The organism is Pseudomonas sp. S1(2024) (assembly GCF_046557535.1).
On sequence record NZ_JBKGFP010000113.1, the window covers coordinates 1 to 23,838 of the forward strand.

Annotated in this window: 20 protein-coding genes and 4 tRNA genes; 20 read left to right on the forward strand and 4 right to left on the reverse strand. The window is 62.5% G+C overall.

Annotation, left to right across the window (positions count from 1 at the left end; genetic code table 11):
• Positions 1-98: 98 nt before the first annotated feature.
• Positions 99-1,163 (reverse strand): ornithine cyclodeaminase, encoded by a 1,065-nt coding sequence (locus tag ACLCGK_RS29380; protein WP_015269687.1) that lies wholly within the window; start codon positions 1,161-1,163, stop codon positions 99-101.
• Between the two features lie 261 nt (positions 1,164-1,424).
• Positions 1,425-3,173: a sigma-54-dependent Fis family transcriptional regulator gene (locus ACLCGK_RS29385; protein ID WP_410952179.1), complete on the reverse strand. Its 1,749-nt coding sequence runs from the start codon at positions 3,171-3,173 to the stop codon at positions 1,425-1,427.
• A 224-nt stretch (positions 3,174-3,397) separates the two neighbouring features.
• Here ACLCGK_RS29385 and ACLCGK_RS29390 point away from each other — a divergent pair, with 224 nt between their 5' ends.
• From ACLCGK_RS29390 to ACLCGK_RS29415, 6 genes are read left to right on the forward strand one after another with little or no spacing between them, the layout of a single operon-like run.
• Positions 3,398-4,492: an ABC transporter ATP-binding protein gene (locus tag ACLCGK_RS29390; protein WP_025338412.1), complete on the forward strand. Its 1,095-nt coding sequence runs from the start codon at positions 3,398-3,400 to the stop codon at positions 4,490-4,492.
• Positions 4,492-5,601 carry an ABC transporter ATP-binding protein gene (locus ACLCGK_RS29395; protein WP_322265476.1) on the forward strand — a complete coding sequence of 370 codons (1,110 nt, stop codon included), beginning with the start codon at positions 4,492-4,494 and terminating at the stop codon, positions 5,599-5,601. The genes ACLCGK_RS29390 and ACLCGK_RS29395 overlap by 1 nt, the downstream gene beginning before the upstream one ends.
• Positions 5,598-6,461: a carbohydrate ABC transporter permease gene (locus ACLCGK_RS29400; protein ID WP_039614302.1), complete on the forward strand. Its 864-nt coding sequence runs from the start codon at positions 5,598-5,600 to the stop codon at positions 6,459-6,461. Before ACLCGK_RS29395 ends, ACLCGK_RS29400 begins: the two co-directional genes overlap by 4 nt.
• Positions 6,462-6,464: 3 nt before the next feature.
• Positions 6,465-7,265, forward strand: coding sequence for a carbohydrate ABC transporter permease (locus tag ACLCGK_RS29405; RefSeq protein WP_247847347.1), 801 nt, complete (start codon positions 6,465-6,467; stop codon positions 7,263-7,265).
• A 12-nt stretch (positions 7,266-7,277) separates the two neighbouring features.
• Positions 7,278-7,550: a DUF2160 domain-containing protein gene (locus ACLCGK_RS29410; protein WP_013971877.1), complete on the forward strand. Its 273-nt coding sequence runs from the start codon at positions 7,278-7,280 to the stop codon at positions 7,548-7,550.
• A 39-nt stretch (positions 7,551-7,589) separates the two neighbouring features.
• On the forward strand, positions 7,590-9,329 hold the full coding sequence (locus ACLCGK_RS29415; protein WP_013971878.1) for an ABC transporter substrate-binding protein: 1,740 nt from the start codon (positions 7,590-7,592) through the stop codon (positions 9,327-9,329).
• A 186-nt stretch (positions 9,330-9,515) separates the two neighbouring features.
• Here the strand turns inward: ACLCGK_RS29415 and folD are convergent, their stop codons facing one another.
• Positions 9,516-10,370, reverse strand: a complete 855-nt coding sequence (gene folD, locus ACLCGK_RS29420) for a bifunctional methylenetetrahydrofolate dehydrogenase/methenyltetrahydrofolate cyclohydrolase FolD (RefSeq protein WP_013971879.1) — start codon at positions 10,368-10,370, stop codon at positions 9,516-9,518.
• Positions 10,371-10,642: 272 nt separating this feature from the next.
• Here folD and ACLCGK_RS29425 point away from each other — a divergent pair.
• The 11 genes from ACLCGK_RS29425 (at position 10,643) to ACLCGK_RS29475 (ending at position 20,358) form a co-directional block, all read left to right on the forward strand.
• Positions 10,643-10,719 (forward strand) — tRNA-Arg (locus ACLCGK_RS29425).
• 42 nt (positions 10,720-10,761) lie between these two features.
• Positions 10,762-10,837: transfer RNA gene (locus ACLCGK_RS29430), tRNA-His, on the forward strand.
• A gap of 52 nt (positions 10,838-10,889) precedes the next feature.
• Positions 10,890-10,974, forward strand: a tRNA-Leu gene (locus ACLCGK_RS29435).
• Positions 10,975-11,018: 44 nt separating this feature from the next.
• Positions 11,019-11,094: transfer RNA gene (locus ACLCGK_RS29440), tRNA-His, on the forward strand.
• Between the two features lie 238 nt (positions 11,095-11,332).
• A complete protein-coding gene (locus ACLCGK_RS29445) occupies positions 11,333-11,632 on the forward strand; it encodes a DUF6388 family protein (protein ID WP_274297956.1) in 300 nt (99 codons plus the stop codon).
• 247 nt (positions 11,633-11,879) lie between these two features.
• Positions 11,880-13,193, forward strand: a complete 1,314-nt coding sequence (tig, locus tag ACLCGK_RS29450) for a trigger factor (RefSeq protein WP_015269696.1) — start codon at positions 11,880-11,882, stop codon at positions 13,191-13,193.
• 91 nt (positions 13,194-13,284) lie between these two features.
• The gene (gene clpP / locus ACLCGK_RS29455) at positions 13,285-13,926 is read left to right on the forward strand and encodes an ATP-dependent Clp endopeptidase proteolytic subunit ClpP (RefSeq protein ID WP_003259400.1); all 642 of its coding nucleotides are present in this window, start codon (positions 13,285-13,287) and stop codon (positions 13,924-13,926) included.
• Positions 13,927-14,034: 108 nt separating this feature from the next.
• Positions 14,035-15,318, forward strand: a complete 1,284-nt coding sequence (gene clpX, locus ACLCGK_RS29460; RefSeq protein ID WP_013971882.1) for an ATP-dependent Clp protease ATP-binding subunit ClpX — start codon at positions 14,035-14,037, stop codon at positions 15,316-15,318.
• Between the two features lie 163 nt (positions 15,319-15,481).
• Positions 15,482-17,878, forward strand: coding sequence for an endopeptidase La (gene lon / locus ACLCGK_RS29465; RefSeq protein ID WP_013971883.1), 2,397 nt, complete (start codon positions 15,482-15,484; stop codon positions 17,876-17,878).
• Positions 17,879-18,030: 152 nt separating this feature from the next.
• Entirely contained in the window at positions 18,031-18,303 is a 273-nt protein-coding gene (locus ACLCGK_RS29470; protein ID WP_003259401.1) for an HU family DNA-binding protein, read from the forward strand.
• A gap of 183 nt (positions 18,304-18,486) precedes the next feature.
• A complete protein-coding gene (locus tag ACLCGK_RS29475; protein WP_013971884.1) occupies positions 18,487-20,358 on the forward strand; it encodes a SurA N-terminal domain-containing protein in 1,872 nt (623 codons plus the stop codon).
• Positions 20,359-20,535: 177 nt separating this feature from the next.
• Here the strand turns inward: ACLCGK_RS29475 and ACLCGK_RS29480 are convergent, their stop codons facing one another.
• The gene (locus ACLCGK_RS29480; protein WP_025338421.1) at positions 20,536-21,576 is read right to left on the reverse strand and encodes a patatin-like phospholipase family protein; all 1,041 of its coding nucleotides are present in this window, start codon (positions 21,574-21,576) and stop codon (positions 20,536-20,538) included.
• 178 nt (positions 21,577-21,754) lie between these two features.
• Between ACLCGK_RS29480 and ACLCGK_RS29485 the strand changes: the two genes are divergently transcribed.
• From ACLCGK_RS29485 to ACLCGK_RS29495, 3 genes are all read left to right on the forward strand, one after another.
• Positions 21,755-22,033 (forward strand): hypothetical protein, encoded by a 279-nt coding sequence (locus tag ACLCGK_RS29485; protein ID WP_003259403.1) that lies wholly within the window; start codon positions 21,755-21,757, stop codon positions 22,031-22,033.
• A gap of 17 nt (positions 22,034-22,050) precedes the next feature.
• Entirely contained in the window at positions 22,051-22,830 is a 780-nt protein-coding gene (locus ACLCGK_RS29490) for a CHAD domain-containing protein (RefSeq protein ID WP_367245256.1), read from the forward strand.
• 77 nt (positions 22,831-22,907) lie between these two features.
• On the forward strand, positions 22,908-23,705 hold the full coding sequence (locus ACLCGK_RS29495) for an acyl-CoA thioesterase (protein WP_367245255.1): 798 nt from the start codon (positions 22,908-22,910) through the stop codon (positions 23,703-23,705).
• The last annotated feature ends 133 nt before the right edge of the window (positions 23,706-23,838 follow it).

The window sequence follows — 23,838 nt, forward strand, 5'->3', positions numbered from 1 at the left end:
GCCCATCGCGACACAAGGCCGCTCCTACAAGGGATACGCGGTCCTTGTGTAGGAGCGGCCTTGTGTCGCGATGGGCTGCGCAGCAGCCCCAGGGGCCATCAGGCGCAGACAGAACCAGCCTTGGGCACCGCCCGCAACTCCACCACCCGCGGCTGCAACAACCCATACAAATCCTTCGGATCCTCCAGCACCGGCACCAGCCCGATGTCCGTGCCGATACCCAGTGCCTGCGCCGTGTCCAGCACATAGCGCAATGCCGAGTAATCCTCCAGGGCAAACCCCACCGAGTCGAACAGCGTCACCTGTTCGCCGTGCTCACGCCCCTTGGCTTCCCCGGCGACCACACGCCAGAACTCGGTCACTGGTGAGTCTGCAGGCATCTGCTGGATCTCGCCTTCCACCCGGCTTTGCGGTTCGTACTCGACGATCACCCGGGCCCGCTCCACAATCGCCCGATGCAGCTCGGTCTTGCCCGGGCAGTCACCCCCCACGGCATTCAGGTGCATGCCCGGCTCGATCATCTCCGGGGTGAGGATGGTGGCGCAGGCCTTGTCGGCGGTTACCGTGGTGACGATATCGGCCCCGCGTACCGCTTCGGCCACGGAGCTGGCGATGCTCAGCTTGAGACCGGGGCGGTTGGCCAGGTTGGCGACCAGCTTGGCCGAGGCAGCCGGGTCGATGTCATACAGGCGGATTTCATCGATGCCCAGCAGGGCATTGAAGGCGATGGCCTGGAACTCGCTCTGCGAGCCATTGCCGATCAATGCCATGCTGCGGCTGTCTTCGCGCGCCAGGTAGCGGGCGGCCAGGGCCGAGGTGGCGGCGGTGCGAATGGCGGTGGTCAGGGTCATTTCGCTGAGCAGCAACGGTGCACCGGTATCGACGCTGGCTAGGGCGCCGAAGGCCATCACCGTGAGCAGGCCATGGCGAGTGTTCTTAGGATGGCCGTTGACGTACTTGAAGGCGTAGCGGCTGGCGTCCGAGATTGGCATCAGCTCGATTACGCCGTCCGCTGAATGGTTGGCCACCCGGGCGCATTTTTCGAAGGCTGGCCAGCGCAGGTAGTCCTGGCGGATGTACTCGGCCATTTCCAGCAGGCACGTGGGCAGGCCTTTGCGGTTGACCAGGCGGGCCAGGTCTTGCACATCGATATAGCGGGTCATGAGGGGTCTCCCTGCGGTCGACGCTTCCAGAGTGGGCTCTGGTTTCATTGTGCGGCGGGTGGGGAGGCAAAGCTGGCTGTAATGGGCTGTGGCGGCAGCGGCTTTGGCTGATTTCGCTGCGCTGGCAGCCGAATCGGCTGTGGCTGGGCCGGCCCTATCGCCGGCAAGCCGGCTCCCACAGGGATATCACAGGCCTTGAGAGCGGCGCTGTACCTGTGGGAGCTGGCTTGCCGGCGATGAGGCCAGTACAGGCCAGGGCAATCATCGCTCACGCAGCCGCTTGTACAGCGTGGTGCGGCTGATCCCGAGCCCGCGCGCCACCGCCGAGAGGTTGCCGTTGGCTTGTGCCACCAGCTCGCGCAGGTCCGCCTCTTCGGGCGCAATCGGCACAGGCACCTGCGCCTCGGCGAGAAAACCCGCAGGCAGGTGTTCCAGGCCAACCGGCTCATTACCCGCCAAGGCCAGCGCCACCTGCAGCACACTCACCAGTTCACGCATGTTCCCTGGCCAGGGGTGCCGGTCAAGCAGCTCGATAATGGCCGCAGGCAGCCGCGCAGGCTGCCCGGGATCACGGTAGCGCGCATGCACCTGCTCGATCAGCTGCCGGCGGTCATTACGCTCGCGCAGCGGCGGCAAAACCACTGCCAGCCCGGCGATGCGGTAATACAGGTCCTGGCGAAAGCGCCCGGCGCGCACTTCTTCGGCCAGGTCGCGGTTGCTCGCCGACACCACGCGAATATCCACCGCCACCGGTTCGCCGCTGCCCAATGGCTGGATGCTGCGCGTCTGCAGCACGCGCAGCAGGCGGGCCTGGGTGGGCAACGGCATGTCGCCAATTTCGTCGAGGAACAGGATGCCGTGGTGGGCCTTGCGGATCAGCCCCGGGTTGCCCTTCTGGTGGGCGCCGGTGAACGCGCCCTTGTCGTAGCCGAACAGCTCCGACTCCACCAGCTCTGCGGGGATCGCCGCGCAGTTGACGGCTATGAGCGGCTGGCTGGCGCGGCTGCTGGCCCGGTGCAGGGTATCGACGAATACCTCCTTGCCTACGCCGGTTTCGCCCTGCACCAGGACCGGGATGTCTTTTTCCAGCAGCAGGCCGGCCTGCGCCAGGGCTTTCTCCAGGCGTGGCTCGGCGCTGCTGGCGGCGGGGCGGCCGGGAGCCTCGCGCGGCGGCTGCCACTGGCAATGAAAGCGGTTGCGCCCGGTGGCTTGCAGGGCGAAGGGCTGTTGCCGGGGATGGCTGAGCAGCTGTTGCAGGGGCAACTGGAACAGTTGCGCGATGTTCTGCTGCAGCGGGTTGCCCCCGAGCAGGGTGTCGGCCCGGTGATTGGCGGCCAGCACCTGCCCGTGCTCATCGAATACCAGCAGGCCGGCCCAGGGGCTGTCGAGGTTGTCGGAGGCGCTGTTGAAGATCAATTGCGCATGCTGGTCGGCATGCTCGGCGAGGATCAGGCGGTTCTCCAGGCTCTGGCCCATCATGCGTACCAGGCCCAGGGTCTGGCTGGCGGGCAGGTAGCCGTCGCTGGCCACATCGAGCACCCCGACCAGCTGCCGTTCGGCGTCGAACAGCGGCGCGGCGGCGCTGGACATATAGCGGTTCTGGCGCAGGAAGTGCTCGTCCTGGCCCACGTGGATCGCCTCGGCGCAGACCAGCGCGGTGCCCAGCGCATTGGTGCCGACACCGCGCTCGTGCCAGTGGGCCCCGGCGCTGAAACCATGCTGCTGGCGCGGCTCGATGAACCGCCGCGAGCCCCAGCTGTCGAGCAGGCAGCCGCTGGCATCGGCCAGCATCACCAGGTAGCTGGCATTGCCCAGCAGGTGGGCATATTGCGGCAGCACCGCTTCGCGGGTCAGGTGCAGCAGGGCCTGGCGCCGCTCCAGCAGGGCGCTCAGCTCGGCGCGGGTCAGGCAGTCGAAGTCCGGGGCGTGTTGGGGGTGCAGGCCGTGGTCGCGGCAGCGGGCCCAGGAGGCCTGGATCAGTTGGGCATGGGGCGAAGCGGATGCGGCCATGGGCCTGTCCTGTGTGATTGTTGTCATGGGGCCGACCGCTGTTCAGTGTCGTGCAGGGTTGTTCAATGTCAAACCGGCAAGTGTTCAGTTGTTCAGTGCTTGTGTTCAGTTGTGAACCTGCGATTGACCGGTGTTGCCGGCCAGGCCCCGGGCCAGACGGTTGCGGCGCATCTGGCACGAAACTGGCTGTGCCCGGCAGACAAAAACCACAAGAAGGCCACGCCATGTCCCTGGTGCTGGAACAGGTCAGTCGCAGCGTCGACAACCAGGCCTGGATCGTCGATGCCTCACTGCGTTTCGAACCCGGCTCGTTCAACGTGCTGCTGGGCCGCACCCTGGCCGGCAAGACCAGCCTGATGCGCCTGATGGCCGGGCTCGATCGCCCGGACCGGGGGCGGGTGCTGATGGATGGCCAGGACGTGACTGGCGTGCCGGTGCGCCAACGCAATGTGTCGATGGTGTATCAGCAGTTCATCAATTACCCGACCCTCAGCGTGTACGAGAACATTGCGTCACCGCTGCGCCAGGCACGCATGGACGAGCCCCAGATTCGCCGACGGGTGCAGGAAACCGCCGAGATGCTGCGCATCGAAGCCTACCTGCAGCGCCTGCCGCTGGAGCTGTCCGGTGGCCAGCAGCAACGCACGGCAATGGCCCGGGCGCTGGTCAAGGATGCCTCGCTGATCCTGTTCGACGAGCCACTGGTCAACCTCGACTACAAGCTGCGTGAGGGCCTGCGCCAGGAACTGCGCGAACTGTTCGCGGCACGCCACTGCATTGCCGTGTATGCCACCACCGAGCCCAACGAGGCGCTGGCTCTGGGCGGCACCACCACCCTGGTGCATGAGGGCCGTATCGTCCAGAGCGGGCCTACCGCCGAGGTCTACCAGCGCCCGGGCAGCGTGCTGGCTGCCGAGCTGTTTTCCGAGCCGCCGATCAACCTGGTGCCTGGCCGTATCAGCGGCAACGACGTGAGCCTGGCCCAGGCCGTGCACTTTGCCCGCAATGCCGACTTGCAGCCGCTCGCCGAGGGTGACTACCGCTTTGGCGTGCGGCCCAGCCACATCAGCCTGGTGCCGGCGCACGACGACGACCTGGAATTGTCGGTGCTGGTGGAACTGGCCGAGATCAGTGGTTCAGAGACCTTCCTGCATGTACGCAACGAACACTGGCGGATGATCCTGCACCTGCCAGGGGTACACGAATACCAGGTGGACACGCCGATCCGCGTGTTCATCCCCACCCACAAGCTGTTCGTGTTCGACAGTGCCGGGGCGCTGGTGCAGGCCCCGGGGCTGCGCCAGGCAAGGAGAGGTTGATGGCCGAGATCCGCCTGCGCCAACTGGCGCACAGCTACAGCCGCCAGCCCGCCAGCGAGGCGGACTATGCCCTGCACGCGCTGGAGCATGTGTGGGAGCAGGGCGGTGCCTACGCCTTGCTCGGGCCGTCGGGCTGCGGCAAGTCGACCTTGCTCAACATCATCTCCGGGCTGCTGACTCCTTCCCATGGCGAGGTGCTGTTCGACGGCAAACCGGTCAACCAGCTGTCACCGCAGGCGCGCAACATTGCCCAGGTGTTCCAGTTCCCGGTGGTTTACGACACCATGACGGTGTTCGACAACCTGGCGTTTCCCTTGCGCAACCAAGGGTTGGACGAAGCCCGGGTGCAGGCCCGGGTGGAAGAGATTGCCGAGGTGCTCGACCTGTCGGCCGTGCTGCGCAAGAAGGCGCGCAACCTCAGTGCCGACGAAAAGCAGAAGGTCTCCATGGGACGGGGCCTGGTGCGCGATGACGTGTCGGCGATCCTGTTCGACGAGCCGCTGACGGTGATCGACCCGCACCTGAAGTGGAAGCTGCGGCGCAAGCTCAAGCAGATCCACGAGCAGTTCAACATCACCATGATCTACGTCACCCACGACCAGTTGGAGGCCTCGACGTTCGCCGACAAGATCGCGGTGATGCACGGCGGGCGCATCGTCCAGTTCGGCACCCCGCGCGAACTGTTCGAGCGGCCGCGGCATACCTTCGTCGGTTACTTCATCGGCAGCCCGGGGATGAACCTGATCGAGGTGCGCGCCGAAGCGGACGGGGTGGCGTTCGGCGATATTCACCTGGTGCTGCCCGGGCAAATGCGAGAGCACCTGCGAGAGCGCCTGGCGGCCACAGGCGGTGGTCGCCTGCAGCTGGGCATCCGCCCGGAATTCGTGCAGCTGTGGGACAGCCCGTTCGATGATGCCTACCCGGCACGGGTGCTGGACGTCGAGGACCTGGGCACCTACCGCATCGTCACCCTCGAACTGGGAGGTGTCGCGCTCAAGGCACGCCTGGGCGAGGACCGCCCGTTGCCGGTGGCCCAGGCCTGGGTCAGCCTGCCGGCGCAGTGGCTGATGCTGTACCTCGACGATGTGCTGCTGGAGGCCGGGCCATGAACAAGGTGCCGAACAACAAGGCCTGGTGGCTGGTGCTGCCGGTGTTCCTGCTGGTGGCATTCAGTGCGGTGGTGCCGATGATGACGGTGGTCAACTACTCGGTGCAGGACATCTTCGACCAGTCCAACCGCTACTTCGTCGGCGCCGACTGGTACCGTCAGGTGCTGCGCGACCCGGCGCTGCACGATGCGCTGCTGCGTCAGTTCATCTATTCCGCCTGCGTGCTGCTGATCGAAATCCCGCTGGGTATCGCCATTGCCCTGACCATGCCGACCAAGGGGCGCATGGCCTCGGTTTGCCTGATCGTCATGGCCATCCCGCTGCTGATCCCATGGAATGTGGTCGGCACCATCTGGCAGATTTTCGGCCGGGCCGACATCGGCCTGCTCGGCGCCACACTGGCCAGGCTCGGGGTCAGCTACAACTACGCCGGCGACCCGTTCGACGCCTGGCTGACCGTGCTGGTGATGGACGTGTGGCACTGGACATCGCTGGTGGCGTTGCTCTGTTACTCGGGGCTGCGCGCCATCCCCGACGTGTACTACCAGGCTGCGCGCATCGACCGCGCCTCGGGCTGGGCGGTGTTCCGCCATATCCAGTTGCCCAAGCTGAAGAACGTGCTGCTGATCGCGGTGATGCTGCGCTTCATGGACAGCTTCATGATCTACACCGAGCCCTTCGTGCTGACCGGTGGCGGGCCCGGCAATGCCACCACCTTCCTCAGCCAGACCCTCACGCGCATGGCCGTGGGGCAGTTCGACCTGGGCCCGGCGGCGGCGTTCTCGCTGGTGTACTTCCTGATCATCCTGCTGGTTTCTTGGCTGTTCTACACAGCCATGACCCATGCCGACAAGGACTAGGCCATGAGCACGCGCAAATCGCTGGCCCTGCTGCTGTACTTCTTCTTCCTGCTGGTGCCGATCTACTGGCTGCTGAACATGTCGTTCAAGAGCAACACCGAGATACTCGGCGGCCTGACCCTGTGGCCACAGGCGTTCACCCTCGACAACTACCGGGTGATCTTCACCGATGCCAGCTGGTACAGCGGCTACATCAATTCGCTGTACTACGTGTGCCTGAACACGCTGATTTCGCTGCTGGTGGCGCTGCCAGCGGCATATGCCTTCTCGCGTTACCGCTTCCTCGGTGACCGGCACCTGTTCTTCTGGCTGCTGACCAACCGCATGGCGCCACCGGCGGTGTTCCTGCTGCCGTTCTTCCAGCTGTATTCGTCGATCGGCCTGTTCGATACCCATATCGCCGTGGCCCTGGCCCACTGCCTGTTCAACGTGCCGCTGGCAGTGTGGATCCTCGAGGGGTTCATGTCTGGTGTGCCGAAGGAGATCGACGAAACGGCCTATATCGACGGCTACAGCTTCCCACGCTTCTTCATGAAGATCTTCATTCCGCTGATTGGCTCCGGCATCGGCGTGACGGCGTTTTTCTGTTTCATGTTCTCCTGGGTCGAACTGCTGCTGGCGCGCACCCTCACCTCGGTGAATGCCAAGCCGATCGCCGCGGTGATGACCCGTACCGTGTCTGCCTCGGGCATAGATTGGGGGGTACTGGCGGCGGCGGGGGTACTGACCATCTTGCCGGGCATGCTGGTGATCTGGTTCGTGCGCAACCATGTGGCCAAGGGCTTCGCCCTGGGCCGGGTGTGAGGAGGGCAAGGCATGGAGTGGATGGCCTGGACCTTGCCGACGGCGCTGTTCTTCGCCGCCGTCGGCGTGCTGCTGCTGGGCATGACCCTGCTCGAACTGCGCCGCCCCTGCGTGGAGCGACGCGGCTTCCTGCCGCTGGTCACCAGCCGTGGCGACCGCTTGTTCATCGGCCTGCTGGCCAGCGCCTACCTGCATTTGCTGGTGGTTGGCGTCAGCGAGTGGCCATTGTGGGTGGCCTCGCTGCTGTCGCTGGCGTGGCTGGTGGTGGTGCTGCGCTGGGGCTGAGCGAGCGGCCCTGTGGGATAACTGAAACGGGAGATCACAATGTTCGACAACAAGTACAACAGGCGACATTTGACCCTGGCCGCGTTGCTGGTACTGGCCAGCGTGCAGGGCACAGCCTGGGCCGACCAGTACGAGGATGCGGCAAGGAAGTGGCTCGGCAGTGAGTTCAAGCCTTCGACCCTTACCCCTGAACAGCAGTTGGCCGAGTTGAAGTGGTTCATCAAGGCTGCCGAACCGTTCCGTGGCATGAAGATCAACGTGGTGTCGGAAACCATCACCACCCATGAATACGAGTCCAAGGTGCTGGCCAAGGCCTTCAGCGAGATCACCGGTATACAGCTGACCCACGACCTGCTGCAGGAAGGCGACGTGGTGGAAAAGCTGCAGACACAGATGCAGTCGGACAAGAACATCTATGACGGCTGGGTCAACGACTCCGACCTGATCGGTACGCACTTTCGCTACGGCAAGGTGGAATCGATCACCGACCTGATGGCCAACGAAGGCAAGGACTACACCTCGCCGACCCTGGACCTGAAGGACTTCATCGGCATTTCCTTCACCACCGCGCCGGATGGCAAGGTCTACCAGCTGCCGGACCAGCAGTTCGCCAACCTCTACTGGTTCCGTGCCGACTGGTTCGAGCGGCCCGAACTGAAGGCCAGGTTCAAGGAAAAATACGGCTACGAACTTGGTGTGCCGGTGAACTGGTCAGCCTACGAGGACATTGCCAGGTTCTTTACCGAAGACGTCAAGGAAATCGACGGTAAACGCGTCTATGGCCACATGGACTACGGCAAGAAAGACCCGTCACTGGGCTGGCGCTTCACCGATGCCTGGTTCTCCATGGCGGGTGGCGGCGACAAAGGTTTGCCCAATGGTCTGCCGGTGGACGAATGGGGCATTCGCGTGGAGGACTGCCACCCGGTGGGGTCCAGCGTGACCCGTGGCGGCGACACCAACGGCCCGGCTGCCGTGTATGCCACGCAGAAATACGTGGACTGGATGCGTGCCTATGCGCCCAAGGAAGCCCAGGGCATGACCTTCTCCGAAGCCGGCCCGGTGCCGGCCCAGGGCAACATCGCCCAGCAGATCTTCTGGTACACCGCGTTTACCGCCGACATGACCAAGCCCGGTCTGCCGGTGGTGAATGCCGACGGCACACCGAAGTGGCGCATGGCGCCTTCACCGAAGGGGCCGTACTGGGAGGAGGGGATGAAGCTGGGCTACCAGGACACCGGTTCGTGGACCTTCTTCAAGTCCACCCCCGAGAAGCAACGCCTGGCTGCGTGGCTGTACGCCCAGTTCGTCACCTCCAAGACCGTGTCGCTGAAAAAGACCATCGTCGGCCTCACGCCGATTCGCGAATCGGACATCAACTCCCAGGCCATGACCGAGCTGGCGCCCAAGTTGGGCGGGCTGGTGGAGTTCTACCGCAGCCCGGCGCGGGTACAGTGGACACCGACCGGCACCAACGTGCCGGACTACCCGCGGTTGGCGCAGTTGTGGTGGAGCCACATCGCCGAAGTGGCCAGTGGCGAGAAGACCCCGCAGGAAGCGCTGGACGGCCTGGCCCGCGACCAGGACCGGATGATGGAGCGCTTGCAGCGGTCCAACGCCCAGGCCACCTGCGCACCGAAGCTGAACCCGGAGAAGGACGCCCAGTACTGGTTTGACCAGCCCGGGGCGCCGAAACCGAAACTGGCCAACGAAAAACCCAAGGGCGAGACAGTCAGCTACAACGAACTGCTGAAGTCGTGGGAGGCGGCCAGGAAGTGACCGGCTGAATACCGCGCCGGCCTCTTCGCGGGCTTGCCCGCTCCCACAGGTACCCCGCGCGTCTTGAGAGCGGCGCAGTACCTGTGGGAGCGGGCAAGCCCGCGAAGAGGCCGGTAAACCCAGTGCATATTTTGCGGGCAAAAAAAACGGCACCTGCCAGAGGTGCCGTTTTCATATCACGCGGTATTACTTGTGCAGCTCTTCCGCCGCATACAGCGTGTTCTCCAGCAGGCATGCGCGGGTCATCGGCCCGACGCCGCCCGGCACCGGCGTGATCCAGCCGGCGCGCGGCAGGGCGGTCTCGTAGACCACGTCGCCGACCAGCTTGCCGTCTTCCTGGCGGTTGATGCCCACGTCGATAACGATGGCACCTTCCTTGATCCATTCACCCTTGACCAGGCCAGGCTTGCCGGCGGCCACTACCACCAGGTCGGCGCGGCCGACATGGCCGGCGAGGTCCTTGGTGAAGCGGTGGCAGACGGTCACGGTGCAGCCGGCCAGCAGCAGCTCCATGGCCATCGGGCGACCAACGATGTTGGACGCGCCGACGATGACCGCGTTCATGCCATACAGGTCCTGGCCGGTGCTTTCCAGCAGGGTCATGATGCCCTTCGGTGTGCACGGGCGCAGCAGCGGGATGCGCTGGGCCAGACGACCGATGTTGTACGGGTGGAAGCCATCCACGTCCTTGTCCGGGCGGATGCGCTCGAGCAGCAGCGAGGCGTCCAGGTGCGCCGGCAGCGGCAACTGCAGCAGGATACCGTCGACGGCCGGATCGTCATTGAGGCGGTCGATCAGCTCGGTCAGGGCCTGCTGCGTGGTTTCGCTGGGCAGGTCGAACGCCTGCGAAATGAAGCCGACCTCTTCGCAGTCCTTGCGCTTGTGCGAGACATAGACTTGGGAGGCGGGGTCGGTGCCGACCAGGATCACCGCCAGGCCCGGCGTACGCAGGCCTTGCTGGCGACGCTCCACGACACGTTGAGCGATCTGCTGGCGCAGGCTGGCGGCGATCGCCTTGCCATCGATTAGGTGTGCAGTCATAGACGCGTGATTAACCATCGAGAAGGAAACAATTAAAGAGGGCGCATTCTCGCACGACATGGGCCAAGGGCAAAGGCGGGTGGTCGGGCAAATCCCCTAAGCCCTTAAATAATTTAAATTTTTTTGAGAAAGGTGTTGACGACTTTCAGGCTCGCCTATAAGATTCGCCGCACTTGTCGGGCACAGCCTAGCACTGGTTGGCGAAGTCGGGCAGAATGAGTGGTTTAGCAGTTACCTGTTAAAGGTCTCGTTCGGTTAGGCTTCAAGCTTAAGCGCCCGTAGCTCAGCTGGATAGAGCATCCGCCTTCTAAGCGGATGGTCGCAGGTTCGAGTCCTGCCGGGTGCGCCATTTAGGCAGCTTTGGCAAGCAAGTAGGCTGTAATGCAATATGGTGGGCGTAGCTCAGTTGGTAGAGCGCTGGATTGTGATTCCAGTTGTCGTGGGTTCGATTCCCATCGTCCACCCCATATTCTTCAAAGGCGCCTCGATAGCATCTGGCGCCTTTGTTTTAAGCGTTACGCGGACGTGGTGAAATTGGTAGACACACTGGATTTAGGTTCCAGCGGCGCAAGCTGTAAGAGTTCGAGTCTCTTCGTCCGCACCATGCTTCTGTAAGGTTGTACCGCAACATCGCAAGACCGTAATATGGTGGGCGTAGCTCAGTTGGTAGAGCGCTGGATTGTGATTCCAGTTGTCGTGGGTTCGATTCCCATCGTCCACCCCATATTTCTTCGAAGGCGCCTTGATCGTGAGATCGGGCGCCTTTTTGTTTTTGCTCTGTGTGTATGGTTTGAAGGTTCTGGCGCCTGTGAGATCGAGCGGCGCTGACAATTTCATGGCGAATCACCTCTCGGTCAAATCGCATCCCGGCCCTTGCAATCCTCTGGTGACGCCCCAATAAAAGCTGTTAGATTTCAGCCGGTTGAAACGCCGGCCCATTTGGCCGGCAGAGGAACAACCCGATGATCGCAAAAGAAGCCCGTCAGGCACTGGCGCTACAGCGCTTTGCCGAGGCCAACCCGCAGCTGCTCGAAGAGATCCGTGAGCTGGATGCGCGCGAGCAGGCCCAGCAGATCGAGTGGGCGTTCGAGGATGCGGCCGAGGAGCAGGGTATCCAGCCTTGGGAGTTGGCCCTGCAACTGATCGCCGAAACCCCCGAGCAACTGCAGGCCATGCGCCTGGAGACGCACCGTGAGGTAGCCGAGGCGCTGGGGATGGAGTGGGAGGAGTACTGCCAGTTCAACGAAATCGAACCTGAATAAAGGAAGCGAATTCGTTGGTGGCAGTTGTTTGACAAGGTATTTCGGCTGCAGGTCGCCTGGTGGCTTCGTGCGGCCCCATTGAAGCAGGCCCGGCGCTATGTCGTGCGGGCCGTGAAAGTTAATCGACCGGCGTGGTTTCCCGTCGTCCCGAGTGGGGTGACTTCTGCTGCGCGACTCACTAGAATGCTTGCCCTTGATTCTGGAGTCGGGCTAACGCCGGCTAACGTCTGTGCAACGAGGAATATCCATGCAAGTTTCTGTTGAAAACACTTCCGCTCTCGAGCGTCGCATGACCATCGCCGTTCCGGCCGAGCGCGTCGAGAACGAAGTCAACAAGCGTCTGCAACAGACTGCCAAGCGCGCCAAGGTTGCCGGCTTCCGCCCAGGCAAAGTGCCGATGAGCGTGATTCGTCAGCGTTTCGAAGCCGATGCCCGTCAAGAGGCGTTCGGTGACCTCGTCCAGGCTTCCTTCTACGAAGCCATCGTCGAGCAGAAGCTGAACCCGGCTGGCGCCCCAGCGGTAGAGCCGAAGTCCTTCGAAAAGGGCAAGGACCTGGAGTTCGTCGCCATCTTCGAAGTGTTCCCGGAGTTCACCGTTGGCGGCCTCGAGTCGATCAGCGTCGAGCGCCTGAGCGCCGAAGTGGCTGATGCCGACCTGGACAACATGCTGGAAGTGCTGCGCAAGCAGAACACCCGCTTTGAGGCCGTCGAGCGCGCCGCGCAGAACGACGACCAGGTCAACATCGACTTCGTCGGCAAGGTCGACGGTGAAGTGTTCGCCGGTGGTTCGGCCAAGGGCACCCAGCTGGTACTGGGCTCCGGCCGCATGATCCCAGGCTTCGAAGACGGCCTGGTTGGCGCCAAGGCTGGCGAAGAGCGCGTTGTGAACGTGACCTTCCCAGAGGACTACCAGAACCTGGACCTGGCTGGCAAAGCCGCCGAGTTCACCATCACCGTCAACAGCGTTGCCGCTCCTGTGCTGCCAGAGCTGAACGAAGAGTTCTTCGCCCAGTTCGGCATCAAGGAATCGACCCTGGAAGGCTTCCGCACCGAAGTTCGCAAGAACATGGAGCGTGAACTGCGCCAGGCCATCAAGGCCAAGGTGAAGAACCAGGTCATGGACGGTCTGCTGGCTGCCAACCCGATCGAAGTGCCGAAAGCCCTGCTGGAAAACGAAGTCAACCGTCTGCGCGTGCAGGCTGTTCAGCAGTTCGGTGGCAACATCAAGCCTGAGCAACTGCCGGCCGAGCTGTTCGAAGAACAAGCCAAGCGCCGTGTGGTCCTGGGCCTGATCGTGGCCGAAGTGGTCAAGCAGTTCGAGCTGAAGCCGGACGAAGGCAAGGTTCGCGAAATGATCGAAGAAATGGCTTCGGCTTACCAAGAGCCTGAGCAGGTCATCGCCTGGTACTACAAGAACGACCAGCAACTGAACGAAGTCCGTTCGGTTGTGCTGGAAGAACAAGTTGTAGATACTGTTCTGCAGAAAGCGACTGTGACCGACAAGTCGGTCTCGTACGAAGATGCCGTTAAACCAGCACAGGCTCCAGCCGCCGCTGAGTAACAGGCTTCTCTCGTAGGAAACCCCCACAAGCCAGCCTTCGAGCTGGCTTGTGCGTATTCAAGCCATGACTATTTGGGAGTGAGCGCAGGACATGTCCCGCAATTCTTATATTCAGCAGAGCTCTGACATCCAGGCCGCAGGCGGTCTGGTCCCGATGGTTATCGAGCAGTCCGCCCGTGGCGAACGCGCTTACGACATCTACTCGCGCCTGTTGAAGGAGCGTGTGATCTTCCTGGTTGGCCCGGTAGAGGACTACATGGCCAACCTCGTCGTTGCGCAACTGCTGTTCCTTGAAGCGGAAAACCCGGACAAGGATATCCATCTGTACATCAACTCGCCGGGCGGTTCCGTCACCGCCGGCATGTCGATCTACGACACCATGCAGTTCATCAAGCCGGACGTCTCGACCATCTGCATCGGCCAGGCCTGCAGCATGGGCGCCTTCCTGCTGGCTGCTGGTGCCAAGGGCAAGCGTCACTGCCTGCCCAACTCGCGCGTGATGATCCACCAGCCGCTGGGCGGCTTCCAGGGTCAGGCCACCGATATCGAGATCCACGCCCAGGAAATCCTCAATATCAAGGCCCGCCTGAACGAGCTGCTGGCCTACCACACCGGCCAGGATCTCGAGACCATCAAGCGCGACACTGAACGTGACAACTTCATGAGCGCCTCGCGCGCGGCCGAGTACGGCCTGATCGACTCGGTCTACGACAAGCGGCAACTGGCCTCCTGAACCGGGGTGCCAGAGCAGGTAGGCGCGGAAAGCGCCTACCTGCGGACTTGAAAAAGCCCGCAATTGCCTTCATCTTGTGTTGCAAGCCTACCGGATTGGATCGATCGAATGACTGACACCCGTAACGGCGAGGACAGCGGCAAATTGCTTTATTGCTCCTTCTGCGGCAAAAGCCAGCACGAAGTGCGCAAACTGATTGCCGGGCCCTCGGTATTTATCTGCGACGAGTGCGTCGACCTGTGCAACGACATCATCCGTGAGGAGGTGCAGGAAGCCCAGGCCGAGAGCAGCGCGCACAAATTGCCTTCGCCGAAAGAAATCAGCGGTATCCTGGACCAATACGTCATTGGTCAGGAACGCGCGAAGAAGGTGCTTGCCGTAGCGGTGTACAACCACTACAAGCGCCTGAACCAGCGTGACAAGAAGGGTGACGAAGTCGAACTCGGCAAGAGCAACATCCTGCTCATCGGGCCAACCGGCTCGGGCAAGACCCTGCTCGCCGAAACCCTTGCACGCCTGTTGAACGTACCGTTCACCATTGCTGACGCCACCACCCTGACCGAAGCCGGTTACGTGGGTGAGGACGTCGAGAACATCATCCAGAAGCTGTTGCAGAAGTGCGACTACGACGTGGAAAAGGCCCAGATGGGCATCGTCTACATCGACGAGATCGACAAGATTTCGCGCAAGTCGGACAACCCGTCCATCACCCGTGACGTATCGGGCGAGGGCGTGCAGCAGGCACTGCTGAAGCTGATCGAAGGCACCGTGGCCTCGGTTCCGCCGCAAGGCGGCCGCAAACACCCGCAACAGGAATTCCTGCAGGTCGATACCCGCAACATCCTGTTCATCTGCGGTGGTGCCTTCTCGGGCCTGGAAAAGGTCATCCAGAACCGCTCCACCAAGGGTGGCATCGGTTTTGGCGCCGAAGTACGCAGCAAGGAAGAGGGCAAGAAGGTTGGCGAGTCCCTGCGTGAGGTCGAGCCGGACGATCTGGTCAAGTTTGGCCTGATCCCGGAATTCGTCGGCCGCCTGCCGGTGCTGGCAACCCTCGACGAGCTGGACGAGGCCGCGCTGATGCAGATCCTCACCGAGCCGAAGAACGCCCTGACCAAGCAGTATGCCAAGCTGTTCGAGATGGAAAACGTCGACCTCGAGTTCCGCAGCGATGCGCTCAAGGCCGTGGCGCGCAAGGCCCTGGAGCGCAAGACCGGCGCCCGTGGCCTGCGTTCGATCCTCGAAGGCGTTTTGCTCGACACCATGTACGAGATTCCTTCGAAGAAGGATGTCAGCAAGGTGGTGATCGACGAGAGCGTCATCGATGGCACTTCGCAGCCGCTGATGATCTACGAAAACAGCGAGCCGCAAGCCAAGGCCGCGCCGGACGCCTGATCCAGGCAATGGCCGGTTGATGGTTGCAAGCAAGAAGGGGCCTACGGGCCCCTTTCTGCTTTTCCTGCGCTAGCGCTTGTAATTTCCCAAGCCTGCCCCCACATTAGGTCCAAGCATCATTTCCACCGGTTTCCGGCCATAAGGCCGCTGTAGAGGCGAAATCATGAAGACCACCCTCGACTTGCCTCTTTTGCCATTGCGCGATGTCGTTGTTTACCCGCACATGGTCATCCCGCTGTTCGTGGGGCGCGAAAAGTCCATCGAAGCCCTTGAGGCGGCGATGACGGGCGAAAAGCAGATTCTTCTGCTGGCCCAGAAAAACCCGGCCGACGATGACCCGGGCGAGGATGCACTGTACCGCGTAGGTACCGTTGCCACCGTGCTGCAATTGCTGAAACTGCCCGATGGCACCGTCAAGGTGCTGGTCGAGGGCGAGCAGCGCGGTGCTGTGGAGCGTTTCAGTGAAGTGGAAGGGCACATCCGTGCCGAAGTTTCCCTGATCGACGAAGCCGACGCCGCCGAGCGCGAGTCGGAAGTGTTCGTGCGCACGCTGCTGTCGCAGTTCGAGCAATACGTGCAACTGGGCAAGAAAGTCCCAGCCGAAGTGCTGTCGTCGCTAAACAGCATCGAAGAGCCAGGGCGCCTGGTCGACACCATGGCCGCACACATGGCCCTGAAGATCGAGCAGAAACAGGAAATTCTCGAAATCGTCGACCTGCCGACCCGTGTCGAGCACGTACTGGCGCTGCTGGATGCCGAAATCGACCTGCTGCAGGTCGAAAAGCGCATTCGCGGTCGGGTCAAGAAGCAGATGGAGCGCAGCCAGCGCGAGTACTACCTGAATGAGCAGATGAAGGCCATTCAGAAGGAACTCGGTGATGGCGACGAAGGCCACAATGAAGTCGAAGAGCTGAAAAAGCGCATCGAAGCCGCTGGCCTGCCCAAGGATGCACTGGCCAAGGCCCAGGCCGAGCTGAACAAGCTCAAGCAGATGTCGCCGATGTCGGCCGAGGCCACTGTGGTCCGTTCCTATCTCGACTGGCTGGTGCAGGTGCCGTGGAAGGCCCAGAGCAAGGTGCGTCTGGACCTGGCCAAGGCCGAGGAAATCCTCGATGCCGACCACTACGGCCTGGAAGAGGTCAAGGAACGCATCCTCGAGTACCTTGCCGTGCAAAAGCGCGTCAAGAAGATCCGCGGGCCGGTACTGTGCCTGGTCGGCCCACCCGGCGTCGGCAAGACCTCGCTGGCCGAGTCGATCGCCGCTGCCACCAACCGCAAGTTCGTGCGCATGGCCCTGGGTGGTGTGCGTGACGAGGCCGAGATCCGTGGTCACCGCCGTACCTACATCGGTTCCATGCCTGGCCGCCTGATCCAGAAGATGACCAAGGTGGGGGTGCGCAACCCGCTGTTCCTGCTGGACGAAATCGACAAGATGGGCAGCGACATGCGTGGCGACCCGGCCTCGGCACTGCTCGAAGTGCTCGACCCGGAGCAGAACCACAACTTCAACGACCACTACCTGGAGGTCGACTACGACCTCTCGGACGTGATGTTCCTGTGCACCTCGAACTCGATGAACATCCCGCCGGCGCTGCTCGACCGGATGGAAGTCATCCGCCTGCCGGGCTACACCGAGGACGAGAAGATCAACATCGCGGTCAAGTACCTGGTGCCCAAGCAGGTCAAGGCCAACGGCTTGAAGAAGGACGAGCTGGAAGTCGATGTCTCGGCGATCCGCGACATCATCCGCTTCTACACCCGCGAAGCCGGTGTGCGCGGCCTGGAGCGGCAAATCGCCAAAGTCTGCCGCAAGGTGGTCAAGGAACATACCGGGCAGAAGCAGGTCAAGGTCAAGGTAGCCAGCGAGCAGTTGGAGCATCTGCTCGGCGTGCGCAAGTTCCGCTACGGCCTGGCCGAGCAGCAGGACCAGATCGGCCAGGTTACCGGCCTGGCCTGGACCCAGGTGGGCGGCGAACTGCTGACCATCGAAGCCGTGGTCATTCCCGGCAAGGGCCAGCTGATCAAGACCGGCTCGCTGGGCGACGTCATGGTCGAGTCGATCACCGCCGCGCAGACCGTGGTGCGCAGCCGTGCCCGCAGCCTGGGTATCGCCGCCGACTTCCACGAGAAGCACGACGTGCATATCCACATGCCTGAAGGCGCCACGCCGAAGGATGGCCCAAGTGCCGGTATCGGCATGTGCACCGCGCTGGTGTCGGCGCTGACGCAGATTCCGGTACGTGCCGATGTGGCCATGACCGGCGAAATCACCCTGCGTGGCCAGGTGCTGGCCATTGGCGGGTTGAAGGAAAAACTGCTGGCGGCACACCGTGGCGGGATCAAGACGGTGATCATTCCCGAGGAGAATGTTCGCGATCTGAAGGAGATTCCGGAAAATATCAAACAGGATCTGCAGATCAAACCAGTCAAATGGATTGACGAAGTCCTGCAAATTGCGCTGCAATACGCCCCGGAGCCCTTGCCAGATGTGGCTCCGGAGATTGTCGCGAAAGATGAAAAGCGCGACGGCGATGCTAAGGAAAGAATTAGCACGCACTAGTAGTTTTTGGCTGGGGGGCTTTCCTTGACAGTTTTTTCGGGGCCTTGCTATAAAGCGGCACGCTATTGTCATCAGGCCACCCAGCGCACGTTTCATAAGCTTTTCATTACATACTTAGAAACAAACTCAATAGAGAAATAAGGGGACTTAGAGTGAACAAGTCGGAACTGATTGACGCTATCGCCGCATCTGCTGACATCCCGAAAGCTGTAGCCGGCCGTGCGCTGGACGCAGTCATCGAATCCGTCACCGGCGCCCTGAAGCAAGGTGACGATGTGGTACTGGTTGGCTTCGGTACCTTCTCGGTCAAGGAGCGTGCAGAGCGCACCGGCCGCAACCCGCAAACCGGTAACGCGATCAAGATCGCTGCCGCCAAGGTTCCAGGCTTCAAGGCTGGCAAAGGCCTGAAAGACGCCGTCAACTAAGTCGTCTCTTTCAGCCGGACCCGGCCTGGCCAGGTCCGAGCACGGTGATGGCGGGGCGCAAACGTTCCCGCCTGACACGTTTGCTAAGAAAAGGCGCATCCTCGGATGCGCCTTTCTTTTATCAGGTTTCTACCCACGCTCCGCGGTTGTCGACGCAGTGGTACAACCGTTTCTGGGGGACGCATGCTGCAAAATATCAGGGACAATTCACAAGGTTGGATTGCCAAGACCATCATCGGCCTTATCGTCGTGTTGATGGCGTTGACCGGTTTCGAAGCCATTTTCCAGGCCGCCACCCATAGCCAGGACGCCGCCAAGGTGAACGGCCAGACCATCAGCCAGAACGAGCTGAGCCAGGCGGCCGACATGCAGCGCCGTCAGCTGATGCAACAGTTGGGCAAGGATTTCGACCCGGCGCTGCTGGATGACAAATTGCTGCGCGAAGAGGCACTGAAGGGGCTGATCAGCCGCAAGCTGCTGCTGCAAGGCGCCGAAGATGCCAAATTCGCCTTCTCCGAAGCCGCACTGGATCAGGTGATCCTGCAGACGCCGGAGTTTCAGGTGGACGGCAAATTCAGTGCCGACCGTTTCGACCAGGTCATTCGCCAGATGGGCTATGGCCGCATGCAGTTCCGCGACATGCTCGCCGAGGAAATGCTCATCGGCCAGCTGCGCACCGGCCTGGCCGGCAGCAGCTTCGTGACCGACCAGCAGGTCGATGCCTTTGCCCGCCTCGAGAAGCAGACCCGTGACTTCGCTTCCCTGACCTTCAAGGCCGACCCGGCCGCGGTCAAGGTCAGCGATGAAGAGGTCAAGGCGCACTACGACCAGCACGCCAAGGAGTTCATGTCGCCAGACCAGGTGGTGATCGACTACATCGAGCTGAAGAAGTCGGCGTTCTTCGATCAGGTCAAGGTGACCGACGAAGAGCTCAAGGCCCAGTACGAGAAGGAAATCGCCAACCTCGCCGAGCAGCGTCATGCCGCGCACATCCTCATCGAGGTCAACGACAAGGTCACCGACGCCCAGGCCAAGGCCCGCGCCGAAGAGATCGAGCAACGCCTGGCCAAGGGCGAAGACTTTGCCGCGCTGGCCAAGGAGTTCTCCCAGGACCCGGGTTCGGCCAATAGCGGCGGTGACCTTGGCTTCGCCGGCCCGGGTGTTTACGACCCGGCGTTCGAGGATGCGCTGTACAAGCTGCAGGACGGCCAGGTCTCGGCGCCGGTTCGCACCGAGTTCGGCTACCACCTGATCAAGCTGCTGGGCGTGCAGGCGCCGGAAGTGCCGAGCTTCGCCAGCCTGAAGGACAAGCTGACCCGTGACCTGAAGATCCCTCTGGTCGAGCAGCGTTACGTAGATGCCAGCAAGCAGCTGCAGGATGCTGCCTACGAGGCTTCGGACCTGGCCCAGCCGGCCCAGGACCTGAACCTGAAGGTGCAAACCTCCGCAGCGTTCGGCCGCGAGGGTGGCGAAGGCATCACTGCCAACCGTTCGGTCGTGCAGGCCGCATTCTCCGAAGAAGTGCTGGAGGAGGGTGCCAACAGCACCGCCATCGAGCTCGACCCGGAAACCACCGTGGTGCTGCGCGTCAAGGAGCACCGCAAGCCTGAGCAGCTGCCGCTGGAAGCCGTGGCCAAGAACATCAGCGAGCACCTGGCCAAGGAGAAGGCAACTGCCGAGCTCAAGGCCAAGGCGGACAAGCTGATTGCCGGCCTGCGTGACGGTTCCATCGCAGCGGGCAGTGTGCACGAAGGGCAGGGCTGGAAGGCCTATGAAGCAGTTACCCGCGGCGAGGACGGTATCGACCCGGCCGAGCTGCAGGCGCTGTTCCGCCTGGGCAAGCCACAGGCCAAGGACAAGCCGGTTTATGGCAGCGTCGTGCTGCGTGACGGTAGCCTGGTGGTACTGCAGCTCAAGGGTGTCAACGAAGGCGCTGCTGCCACCGACGAAGAGAAGCAGCAGATCCGCCGCTACCTCGCGTCGCGTGCTGGCCAGCAAGACTTCGCGGCGTACCGCAAGCAGCTGGAAGCCAAGGCAGACATCACCCGTTACTAAGGTGATGGATGCGTGAACGAACAGGCCGCCCAGTGCGGCCTGTTTCGTTTCTGCTGCCTGTAATGGCCTCATCGCCGGCAAGCCAGCTCCCACAGGTATCACACTTGCCTCAAGCATTGCGGGGTATCTGTGGGAGCTGGCTTGCCGGCGATGAGGCCATTACAGGCAGTACAAGGCCTAGCGTTTCACCCCTTCATAATTATCCAGCGTATCCCGCGCAATCTCCCGCCCCAGGGCAATCAGCTCCGGCGCCTTGTAGAACTCGAAAAACCGGCATACCCGTTTGGGCACGTTGATCAGTACATCCGGCGGATAGCCGGCGATCTTGTACTGCGCCAACGAGGTCTGCATGACCTCGAAGCTCTGGTTGATCAAGTCCAGCAGCGAAGCGGGCCCCACGTTGTCGATGATGAACGAGCCAGTCGCCGACTTCGGCGCGCCTTCGCGCTCCGGCGCCGCCGCCGGTTGCTGGCCTTCCGGGTTGGCGGCATCGGCCAGCCACGGGTTAGGCGGCGCCAGCCCTTCGGCGACGATTTCCTGCTCGATACGTATCAGCTCCTCCGCCGGCTTGCGCCGGAACGGCAAGCGCGAACCCAGCGAACTGAGTAGCGCATCGAAGCGCATCTTGAACGCCGCTGGGCGTTCGATCACCGGTAGCTGGTACTGCTTCTGGTTGGTGGCATTGAGGTTGACCGCGATGATCAGGTCGCAGTGGCTGGACACCACCGGCACGATCGGCAGCGGGTTGAGGATGCCACCGTCGACCAGCATGCGGTTGCCTTGCATCACCGGGGTGAACAGGCTGGGGATGGCTGCCGAGGCGCGCATGGCCTGGTGCAGGCAGCCCTCCTGGAACCAGATTTCCTGCTGGTTGGTGAGGTCGGCTGCAACCGCGGTGTAGGGGATGCGCAATTGCTCGATGTTGATCTCGCCGACGATCTTGCGGATTTGCCCGAACACCTTGTCGCCGCGAATTGCGCCGAGGCGAAAGCTGACATCGACCAGGCGCAACACATCCAGGTAGTCGAGGCTCTCGATCCAGTTGCGGTAGTCTTCCAGCTTGCCCGCGGCGTAGATGCCGCCGATTACCGCACCCATCGAGCAGCCGGCGATACAGGCAATGTCGTAGCCGCGGCGCTCGATTTCCTCGATCACGCCGATGTGTGCATACCCCCGGGCTCCACCCGATCCCAGTACCAGTGCCACGCGTTTGCTCATGAACATTCCCCGGCCAGTGCAACCATGGTCCTACAATGCACCCATCGCCACCTGTGCTTCAATGTGCATCGTGCTGAGCTACTGTAATAAAACTGGCTGGGCCAAGCTGGCTGGGCAGGGCACTTTTCAGCTGCCGGGGCGTCGAACAGCCAATGTTTTTTCCATTGAGGTATTACCGATGAAAGCCTGGATCTGCCTTCCACTGATCGCCTTGGCCCTTGCTGGCTGCGCGGGCAAGACGGCCTACCGCGAGAGTTGCGCAACCCAACTGGATGCCGCCTGGAAGGAGCTGGACCTGGCCAAGGCCGAAGGCTTTGCCGGTGCCGTGAGCTACTCCAAGGCCTTGTCGCTGCTGACCGGTGCCAAGACCCAACAGCAGTTCGAAGGTTACGAAAGTTGTACCAGAAAAGCCGAAAAGGCCCGTTTCTACATTCGTGAGTCGCGCGCCGGGCGCTGACCAAGGAGCGTCCTTCAATGTCTGCCATGCTCGATCATGTGGTTGCCCAGATAGTGGCCTTGCAGGTGCGCCTGCTGGCCTGCCGCGAGCGCCTGGCTGCAGATACCGACAGCGAGGCCTTGCATGACCTGCGCACCACCCTGCGGCGCCTGCGCAGCCTGCTGCGGCCGCTGCGTGGGCTGCCGGGGGTGGAGCAGCTGGAGGAGGCCGCCAGGTCGTTGGGTACCCTCACCACGCCGTTGCGCGACCGTGAGGTGCTGGCGGCCGAACTGATCGGGCATGGTTTTGCCGAGGCCGGGCAGCGGCGCCTGGAAGGGCGTGCCAGGACATTCGCCAGTGTTGCCGCCAGCCCCGAACTGACGCGGGTGCTGGCGATTGTCGACGCGTTTCCGCTGTTCATGCGTGCAGCCGGTCGCGAGGGCCTGGTCAAGGCGCTGGAAAAGCGCATCGACAAACGCCTGGGCAAGCAGTGGCGCAAGTTGTACCAGGCATTGCAGGACCCGGCCCACGACCGCCACCGCCTGCGTTTGCTGATCAAGCGTGCGCGCTATGGCGATGAGGCCTATCCGCAGCTCGACCATGCGGGCAAGCAGTTGCGGCGCTTGCTGAAGCAGGCCCAGGGCGATTTGGGTGACTGGCATGATCGCCTGCAATGGCTGCTGCAGGCGCGCGAGCATGCCGACCTGGCGCCGTGCAAGGTCGCCTGGGAGCAGGAATTGCACGAGGCCGAGCGCCATTCGGATGCGACGCTGGATGCACTGCAGCAGGCGTTGGCGCGGCGAAAGCCCGAAAAATGACCGAAATGCGGGCTGATCGGCATGGGTTTGCTGGCTAGGATGGGCAGACCTTATTCGCAGCAGGCAGGAGCCGGCCAATGAATTTCAACCAACTGCTCGACGCCGTGCGGGTCAACCCCGAAGCTGTATGTATCCCGCCAAGCTGGGCCCAGGGGCGCGCCGCCTTTGGCGGGCTGATGGCGGCCATGGTGTATGAAGCCATGCGCCAGAAAATCTCCGATGACCGCCCCGTGCGTTCGTTGGCCATCAGCTTTGTGGCGCCAGCCGCGGCCGATGTGCCAATCCGCTTCGATGTAGAGGTGCTGCGTGAAGGCAAGGCTGTCAGCACCTTGCTGGGCCGTGCCGTTCAAGACGGCCAGGTAGTGACGCTGGTGCAGGGCAATTTCGGTGCAGGGCGGCCGTCGGTGGTCGATGTGCCAGCCTTGCCGGCCGAGGAAATGAAAGCGCTCGACGATGCAGCTCCCGAGCTACCCCATATCAAAGGCGTTACTCCGGAGTTCATGCAGCATGTGGCCTTGCGCTGGGCGGTGGGTGGATTGCCGTTCAGTGGCAATCAGTCGCGGCAAATGGGCGGTTGGGTACGTTTGCGCGGGGTGGCCGAAGAACCGGTCAACGAGGCGCACCTGCTGGCGCTGGTCGATGCCTGGCCGCCAAGCCTGATGCCGTTTCTCAAACAGCCGGCTGCCGGCAGTACGTTGACCTGGACCATAGAATTCATGCAGCCCACGGCGCAGCTATCGACCCTGGACTGGTGCCGTTATTGCGTGGAAACCGAGCATGCGCGGGATGGTTACGGGCACGCTGCCGCTGCGTTGAGGACGGCGCAGGGCGAGTTGCTGGCCTTGAGCCGGCAGACGGTTACCGTGTTTGCCTAGCAGATACCTGCAGGCCTGCACGCTTTCCTGTAGGAGCGGCCTTGTGTCGCGAAAGGGCCGCAAAGCGGCCCCGGCAATCTTCGCGGCGAAGGCGTAAATCCGGGGCTGCTGCGCAGCCCTTTCGCGACACAAG

What these genes read in the sequence shown, in the direction of transcription:
- ACLCGK_RS29380 (WP_015269687.1), bottom strand. Translation starts at nt 1,163, where the DNA reads ATGACCCGCTATATCGATGTGCAAGACCTGGCCCGCCTGGTCAACCGC.
- ACLCGK_RS29385 (WP_410952179.1), bottom strand. Translation starts at nt 3,173, where the DNA reads ATGGCCGCATCCGCTTCGCCCCATGCCCAACTGATCCAGGCCTCCTGG.
- ACLCGK_RS29390 (WP_025338412.1), top strand. Translation starts at nt 3,398, where the DNA reads ATGTCCCTGGTGCTGGAACAGGTCAGTCGCAGCGTCGACAACCAGGCC.
- ACLCGK_RS29395 (WP_322265476.1), top strand. Translation starts at nt 4,492, where the DNA reads ATGGCCGAGATCCGCCTGCGCCAACTGGCGCACAGCTACAGCCGCCAG.
- ACLCGK_RS29400 (WP_039614302.1), top strand. Translation starts at nt 5,598, where the DNA reads ATGAACAAGGTGCCGAACAACAAGGCCTGGTGGCTGGTGCTGCCGGTG.
- ACLCGK_RS29405 (WP_247847347.1), top strand. Translation starts at nt 6,465, where the DNA reads ATGAGCACGCGCAAATCGCTGGCCCTGCTGCTGTACTTCTTCTTCCTG.
- ACLCGK_RS29410 (WP_013971877.1), top strand. Translation starts at nt 7,278, where the DNA reads ATGGAGTGGATGGCCTGGACCTTGCCGACGGCGCTGTTCTTCGCCGCC.
- ACLCGK_RS29415 (WP_013971878.1), top strand. Translation starts at nt 7,590, where the DNA reads ATGTTCGACAACAAGTACAACAGGCGACATTTGACCCTGGCCGCGTTG.
- folD (WP_013971879.1), bottom strand. Translation starts at nt 10,370, where the DNA reads ATGACTGCACACCTAATCGATGGCAAGGCGATCGCCGCCAGCCTGCGC.
- ACLCGK_RS29445 (WP_274297956.1), top strand. Translation starts at nt 11,333, where the DNA reads ATGATCGCAAAAGAAGCCCGTCAGGCACTGGCGCTACAGCGCTTTGCC.
- tig (WP_015269696.1), top strand. Translation starts at nt 11,880, where the DNA reads ATGCAAGTTTCTGTTGAAAACACTTCCGCTCTCGAGCGTCGCATGACC.
- clpP (WP_003259400.1), top strand. Translation starts at nt 13,285, where the DNA reads ATGTCCCGCAATTCTTATATTCAGCAGAGCTCTGACATCCAGGCCGCA.
- clpX (WP_013971882.1), top strand. Translation starts at nt 14,035, where the DNA reads ATGACTGACACCCGTAACGGCGAGGACAGCGGCAAATTGCTTTATTGC.
- lon (WP_013971883.1), top strand. Translation starts at nt 15,482, where the DNA reads ATGAAGACCACCCTCGACTTGCCTCTTTTGCCATTGCGCGATGTCGTT.
- ACLCGK_RS29475 (WP_013971884.1), top strand. Translation starts at nt 18,487, where the DNA reads ATGCTGCAAAATATCAGGGACAATTCACAAGGTTGGATTGCCAAGACC.
- ACLCGK_RS29480 (WP_025338421.1), bottom strand. Translation starts at nt 21,576, where the DNA reads ATGAGCAAACGCGTGGCACTGGTACTGGGATCGGGTGGAGCCCGGGGG.
- ACLCGK_RS29485 (WP_003259403.1), top strand. Translation starts at nt 21,755, where the DNA reads ATGAAAGCCTGGATCTGCCTTCCACTGATCGCCTTGGCCCTTGCTGGC.
- ACLCGK_RS29490 (WP_367245256.1), top strand. Translation starts at nt 22,051, where the DNA reads ATGTCTGCCATGCTCGATCATGTGGTTGCCCAGATAGTGGCCTTGCAG.
- ACLCGK_RS29495 (WP_367245255.1), top strand. Translation starts at nt 22,908, where the DNA reads ATGAATTTCAACCAACTGCTCGACGCCGTGCGGGTCAACCCCGAAGCT.